The organism is Streptomyces sp. GC420 (assembly GCF_009916105.1).
Classification (GTDB): domain Bacteria; phylum Actinomycetota; class Actinomycetes; order Streptomycetales; family Streptomycetaceae; genus Streptomyces.
This window is the reverse complement of the sequence record NZ_JAAAXQ010000757.1, coordinates 1-1230: the sequence shown is the minus strand read 5'-3', so window position 1 is coordinate 1230 and position 1230 is coordinate 1. Positions and strand designations below refer to the sequence as shown.

The window sequence follows — 1230 nt, the reverse complement described above, 5'->3', positions numbered from 1 at the left end:
CCTTGACCACGGCCCCCTTGCCCAGCTGGGCCACCCCGGTGGGCAAGGCCGGTTTCCCCTTGACCTCGTCAGGCCGCAATCGCGGTCAGACGGCGGTCAAGGGGCCCGTCGGGAGTGTGAGCGCCATCGAGACCAGATGGCGCGAAAGGACGGACACGGACGTGGCCACCACCCAGCACACCCCGGCACTCAACTTCTCCGAGTCCACGCCCCGCTACGACACGCTCACCGTGATGAACCGCGACTGGGCCGCGCTCTGCCGAGACCTACGAGCGGCGGACCGCGTCGCCGCGTGGGCCGGGGAGCACCCGGACCTCGCCGGAGCGGCCAGTCCTCAGGACGTGGTCGACAAGATCTCCGCGTACCACCGCTGCGGGGAACTGGACGGCCACGACCGCGTGATGCACCTGCTGGTCGAGCGGGCCGGGGGGACCGGCTTCGACGCTCACCTCGCCTGGCGGGTGGCGGTGCGAGTCCTGCTGCCCAAGGCGGTCTTGATGGCGAAGACGCAGCGGCGGTCCTACGGCCTTCCGTGGGACGACGTCTGTGCGACGGTGCTCGGCGCCGCCTTCGAGGTCGTCCGCACCTACCCGCTCGACCGGCGGCCGCGGCGGATCTTCAACAACCTCGCGCTCGACACCCTGCAGCTGACCCGCCGCACCCTGGCCGCCTGCCTCGACGACGTGGAGGACGTCCAGGAGTTCGCCGCCAGCGTCGCGCCCTTGGCCGAAGCCGAGTCCCACACCCGATACGCGCACGTCGTCGCCAGCGAGGACCCCGACACCCCGCACCACACGGTCGAGCTCGCCGATCTCCTTGTGCGGGCCGCGCAGATGGAGCTCGTCGACGTCGACGAGCCGGCCCTGTCGCGTCACGAGACGCGGACGGAGGTCCTCGACCTGCTGCTGTGGGCGGTGGAGGTCGGAGCGCTGAAGGAGCTCGAAGCCCAGCGCATCGCCCGCTACTACCTGTCCACCTCGCAGCGCCCCGACCAGCGCCACATGACCACCCGGTCCATGGGCCACGAGGGAGACCTGCTGCGGCAGCACGCCAGCCGTGCCGTGCGCACGCTGCGCGCGAAGTCGGACCTCGCGCAGTACCACGCCGCGGCCTGAGGGCGCCCGGCGCCCCTCGGATCGGGCGCCGCAGAAGTCGTTCGAAAAAACCTCGGCCCCACTGTCACACCGCGCGCTTTCTCAACACCTGTAGCAGGCGAGAGGGCCGCCAGAT

Annotated in this window: 1 protein-coding gene; it reads left to right on the top strand. The window is 71.1% G+C overall.

Annotated features, from left to right (window positions below; translation table 11 throughout):
- The coding region (locus GUY61_RS38420; RefSeq protein ID WP_208106990.1) for a hypothetical protein at positions 1-1115 on the top strand (1115 nt) is incomplete at its 5' end.
- Positions 1116-1230 lie beyond the last annotated feature (115 nt).